Origin of the sequence: Methanosarcina sp. 2.H.A.1B.4, assembly GCF_000979385.1 — an archaeon.
Classification (GTDB): domain Archaea; phylum Halobacteriota; class Methanosarcinia; order Methanosarcinales; family Methanosarcinaceae; genus Methanosarcina.
This window is the reverse complement of sequence record NZ_JJOV01000030.1, coordinates 1-5,251: the sequence shown is the minus strand read 5'-3', so window position 1 is coordinate 5,251 and position 5,251 is coordinate 1. Positions and strand designations below refer to the sequence as shown.

6 protein-coding genes are annotated in these 5,251 nt (G+C 39.2%); 5 read left to right on the top strand and 1 reads right to left on the bottom strand.

What is annotated here, in order from left to right; all coding sequences use genetic code 11:
• Positions 1–727: 727 nt before the first annotated feature.
• Positions 728–1,003, top strand: coding sequence for a hypothetical protein (locus EO92_RS04385; RefSeq protein ID WP_156161331.1), 276 nt, complete (start codon positions 728–730; stop codon positions 1,001–1,003).
• Positions 1,004–1,203: 200 nt separating this feature from the next.
• Here the strand turns inward: EO92_RS04385 and EO92_RS04380 are convergent, their stop codons facing one another.
• Positions 1,204–1,821, bottom strand: a complete 618-nt coding sequence (locus tag EO92_RS04380; protein ID WP_048169596.1) for a hypothetical protein — start codon at positions 1,819–1,821, stop codon at positions 1,204–1,206.
• 215 nt (positions 1,822–2,036) lie between these two features.
• Between EO92_RS04380 and EO92_RS04375 the strand changes: the two genes are divergently transcribed.
• The 4 genes from EO92_RS04375 (at position 2,037) to EO92_RS16975 (ending at position 4,989) form a co-directional block, all read left to right on the top strand.
• Entirely contained in the window at positions 2,037–3,230 is a 1,194-nt protein-coding gene (locus EO92_RS04375; RefSeq protein ID WP_048169594.1) for a DUF1015 domain-containing protein, read from the top strand.
• Between the two features lie 518 nt (positions 3,231–3,748).
• Positions 3,749–4,078 (top strand): zinc ribbon domain-containing protein, encoded by a 330-nt coding sequence (locus tag EO92_RS04370; protein ID WP_048169592.1) that lies wholly within the window; start codon positions 3,749–3,751, stop codon positions 4,076–4,078.
• Positions 4,079–4,082: 4 nt separating this feature from the next.
• A complete protein-coding gene (locus tag EO92_RS04365) occupies positions 4,083–4,763 on the top strand; it encodes a zinc ribbon domain-containing protein (RefSeq protein WP_048136390.1) in 681 nt (226 codons plus the stop codon).
• A 160-nt stretch (positions 4,764–4,923) separates the two neighbouring features.
• Positions 4,924–4,989 carry a DUF1328 family protein gene (locus tag EO92_RS16975; protein WP_082107941.1) on the top strand — a complete coding sequence of 22 codons (66 nt, stop codon included), beginning with the start codon at positions 4,924–4,926 and terminating at the stop codon, positions 4,987–4,989.
• The last annotated feature ends 262 nt before the right edge of the window (positions 4,990–5,251 follow it).

The window sequence follows — 5,251 nt, the reverse complement described above, 5'->3', positions numbered from 1 at the left end:
ATCAGATAAATCACTAGGATAAGGAAGTCTTTCAGTCTGTTCTGACATTGACGAACAATCTTGGTACAGGTATTATTTAATTTTAAGACAGCCTCTTAGAAAACCCAACTTAGTTCAATCAGAATAAGAAATACTCAGATCTTTTGCCGTATTTCATTGGAATCAACTTTCTAACTCCCAAATTAAAGGCTAACAAAATCCAGTTCTCTGTATTTCCTTATCAAGTAATGGCTTAATTCTCTAAATTCCATCCGAAAACTTCCTTCAGTTTGCACGAAGCTTTCCTGTATGTAGTTTATGTGCGGGAAAGTAATGTAGTATGGATTCCCAGAGACGACAATTGCAAATATTTTTTTAATGTATTTGATTTTTTTTCGAGATGTACATTGACTAATTTTGCAGAAATCTATTTCTGGAAGACATCGCAATAAGTAAGATAAATATATCAATAAATCCATAACTTATTAATTAAATTATTTCAGTATATAACTCGCATTGAATTGTTTGTCAAAATTCGGAAATATGTGTGGAATATGCGTAATAGACCAGATAGTCAAATCGGGACTCAGGGAGGGGAAATCGTATAACCAGAAAAACAGATGAAGTCGTGTGTCCAAATCCTGAATGTGAGTATCATCTTAAGGAGGAAGGAAAAGCCGTAATAAAACGTGGAAAATATAAGACCGGACACCAGAGATATTATTGTAAGCATTGTGGGAAATTTTTCATGGAAACAGTCGGTACAGCTGTTTATCGCAAGCATCTGCCCGGAACTGAAATAAGGATGATATATCGGCTTTTTCTCGAAAAAAATGGAATACGAAGTATTGAAAGGATAACAGGGCACCACAGGGATACAATAAGTAATCTGCTAAAAGGGACGGTAAAAAACGAAAAAACAGAAGAATATCTGGTCAAACAGATCGGGCTGACAGCTGATGAATGCGAGAAGTTATGGGTGCTTTTAGAAAAAAAGAGGAGTTCTTCCCGAAAGTCAGCTTGAGATAAGTATACGAGTACATCTATAAGTATAGAAACCTTTACGGCTTCCTTAATAAAAGTGATAATTTTCAAATTACAGTACTTTAATGCCAATTACGTAATGATTGGAAAAGACATTTTGTAGTTGTAGTTTTGTAGTTGTAGTTTTGTAGTTGTAGTTTTGTAGTTGTAGAAGAGGACAGGGTCAGGATAAGACCATAGTTATAACTCCCCTGCTTGCAGTTCTGCAATATAAGTATCATACGGAGCTGTTGAGTTGCCTGAAATACGTGCGATATAATAATCTGCAGCAATCGAAGCCTGTTGTTCGCGGTTATATTCATATAAATGCAGTTTTGCACCTGGAATGTATCCGTATCCTTCTGTTGCCTGTGCATAAACTGCTTCGACCAGATATTTCGAACCGACGTGTTCCATCTGTGCTATATGGGCTAATTCATGAATAAGCCACTTCATGTCTGAATTGCCTGCAGCAGTCTTAATTTTTTCGTTGAAGTTGATTGTATGAAAGGTGGTAACACCCATCCCCGAGCAATTGTTTACCTTTGCCCCGAGCCAGGCAATTAGCGAATTTTCGTCGATACGCACCTGTCGGTAATTGATGCTGTCTCCAAATACGGTTCGTGCTTCCTGTTCCTCTACTGGAGTTAGCTTTCGGGTATTGGGTTTTATAGTCTGCCATAAAAGGTCCAGAATCTCCGGAAAAACGCAGAGGTCGAGAATTTTTGCGAGAATTCTGCCTATCCGGACAGTATAGGACAACAGGCCCTTCCATATCCATTTACGAAAGCACTTTGCCTCTTTCCCAATCCGGGTCATGACAGTTTTCAAATTATCCCACACATTTACATATTATTCCTTACAGAACCTAAAACAGGCTGTTCTCGATAAAATAGCTATCTACACAGTACACTTCAATAAAAAGAGGAGGCTCTATTCTTTGCTTTCAGTATATGCCAAAAGAAGGTTTTTAGAGAAGGAGTTTAGGAATGTGTTTAGAAATCTTTATATCTTCTCTTTATTTTTAATTAACCATGATATTACACGTTCCTCACATTCTTCTTCCAGAGGCTAACTGGAGCGAATGGGCAGTAATTGCCTGTGACCAGCATACTCAGGATATAGAGTACTGGAGAAGAGTAGAAGAATTTGTTGGAGATACTCCTTCTACTCTCAATTTAATTTACCCTGAAATCTATCTTCCTTTAGATGAAAATAGAGTAAATAATATTCATAAGGCAATGCACAATTACAAAGCTACTCTTGTTGATCATGGCCCCTGCTTTGTTCTTGTAAAGCGTGCTGTCTCAGGGAGTGAAAGGACAGGTCTGGTTGTCGCAATCGATCTGGAAGGATACGAGTATGATGGATCTGAATCCTTTATCAGGCCGACTGAAAAAACAATCAAAGAAAGGCTTCCTGCAAGAGTCATGATAAGAGAAAATGCAGAGCTGGAGCTTACACATGTTCTTGTTTTATACGACGACCCGAACTTTTCCGTTATTCCTCTGAACACAGATAATCCTGTTTATGAAGAAAACCAGATTTATGATTTTGACCTGATAGAAGACGGCGGCCATATAAGAGGCTTTAAGATCAGCGATGAAAAGACAATTAGGGAAATTTCGGAAAGGATTCAGGCTCTTGGGACCCTCCTCGTTGGAGATGGAAACCACAGCCTTGCTGCAGCAAAGAGTTTCTGGGAGAAAATTAAAGGGACGGTCCCGGATAACCACCCGGCCAGATACGCACTTGTAGAGCTTGTAAATATTCATGATCCGGGGCTTACTTTTGAGCCAATTCACAGGATTGTAAGAGGGGTTGACCCTGAGGAACTGCTTAAAAGGTTCAATGCGAGAATTATGGAAGCTCCATCCGGCAATTTAACTGCCCAATATGCTGAGAATCAAGTAACCGGACATTCAATCGAATTTATTACAAAAGACAGGCGCGGCGTCCTCATCTTTGATAACCCTGAGCATGACCTGGAGGTTGAAACCCTTGACGAGGTTATTGACGACTATCCGGTTGAATATGAACATGACCCTGAAGTAGTGGAAAAACTCGGAAAAGAGCCTGAAAGTATTGGTTTCTTCCTTCCGTCCTTCAAAAGAAGCGATTTCTTTGCTCTTATAAAAAAGAAGGGAATTCTCCCAAGAAAATCCTTTTCCCTTGGAAAGGAAAACGAGAAAAGGTATTATATTGAAGCTAGAAGGATTATGCAATAATTCTTCCAGTAACCTTTTTAGTTTCCAGTAACTTTTTTAGTTTCCAGTAACTTTTTTAGTTTCCAGTAACTTTTTTAAATAGTGGTATATCGGAAACTCTATTAAGATATACTTATATAGACTTTGAAAAAATTTCTTTTTTAAATACAGGTTATTTTAACCCATGCGGTTGAGTGCCTGAAAATAAATAGTAAAGATAAAATAGGCTCTTTGAGAATTTAATTGTTGCAATAAAAGCTATGAAGTGTATTTCTTCCTTCTTGAAAGCTGAATAGGCTTTATCCGGTACTTTGAGCTTCCTGAGACGACTAATGCAGTTTTAGTTTCATTCTGGTAGCTTTTAAGGTATCATTTTTCCCGGATATACAGCTTTTAATCAGATTAAGTACTAATTTTTTTGATACGATGGGTTTTACAGTTCAATACCGGAAATTTCAAAAACTACAATACAATAATTACTAATAGTATATTTGTCCGGGCATCTTCCAGGCAAATAAAAATTAAAGGGGTGTAGAAAGATGGCCAGTTATAAACATCCGTGTAAATATTGCGGAAAATTGATCGCACGTGATTCTAACTTCTGCCCGTTCTGTACACAGGAGAACCCTCTCGGGCCCATGAGATGCCCGATATGCAGATACCCTCTTGAGGATGGGGCAAAAGTCTGTGGCCACTGCGGCGTTTTGCTGTGGAACACATGTAAAAGCTGCGGAAAAGAGACGTTCCTGGGGGATAAATGCAGCAATTGCGGTACTCCGATTATCATTGTCTGCCCCAATTCCAAATGCAGGACCGAACAGCCCCCTACAAGCAAGAAGTGTATCAAATGTGGCAAACCGTTGAGGTGATAAAGTGGGATTCCAGAAATCACAACTCCAGCCTTTTACAAGAAACTACGAAGACAACAGTTCAGAATCAGGTTTCCAGTTTACTTTCTACTGTGATATCTGTCAGGACGGCTACAAAACAGGATTCATCGAATCCAGGACATATAAGAAGACAGGCATATTTGGCATGTTTGGAAAAGCACTCTCTGTAGGCTCTGACCTTGTAGGCCAGTACCGTGTTGGAAACGCAATCGAGAGAGGCGTGGATATACTCAATGACCGCAAAGAGGGAATGTCTCCTGAATGGCGCAAAGAGTGGGAAGATGCCTTTGAAACAGCCCAGAATGAAGCAAAGGAACACTTCTGCAGGTGCCCGAGATGCAAACACTATGTCTGTGAAGCTGACTGGAACGAGCAGGACAATCTCTGCGTGGAATGTGCGCCAAGGGAAAATGTTGAGCTGACTGCAATAAGAGCAGAACGCATGGTAGATGAAATGAAAGAGAAAGCCGCGAATGCAAGCGTATTCAAAGGCGATATAGAGAGAAGGCAGACTTTATGCCCGGAATGCGGCAAACCCTCAGGTGAAGGAAAATTCTGCAATAATTGCGGAGCATCCGTTGCACTCACAAAATGCCCGAGCTGTGGCAACAAAGTATCCATTGGCACCAGGTTTTGCGGAGAATGCGGAACAAAGTTAAATTAAGACAGTTAATTAAAAAATATTTTAAAACTAAAAGAGAGTCTACGCAAGTTTGACTCTCTTTCTATTTACTCTATTTTTAATCCCTTTTTATCTAATTTACCCTACTTTAGTCTTATAAACTACCACCAGGCTAAAGACCCGGGGGATTGCCGGTTTATCTATGAATATCGCAAAGTGGCTTGTTATAATCTTTGTTGTACTTGCGATAATTTCGCTAATTTTCTGACGGTATCCCATCTCGCAGTAGTATCCAGGGTAAGAAATGGGCGTTCTACAAAAGAAAAAGTTAAACTCTTATCTCTTCTTTTTTCAAAATTTTAGTTTAAGACAAATGAGATATCAGGATATAACCTTCCGGAAAAAGGTTAAATGCAGTAAATATTTGATGGAGTAATTGCCAGTTGAGAAAAATTAAAAGAAAATAAACCATTATTAGCATATATATACCTGTCTCTTATACACATCTCCGAGCCCACGAGACGTAGAGG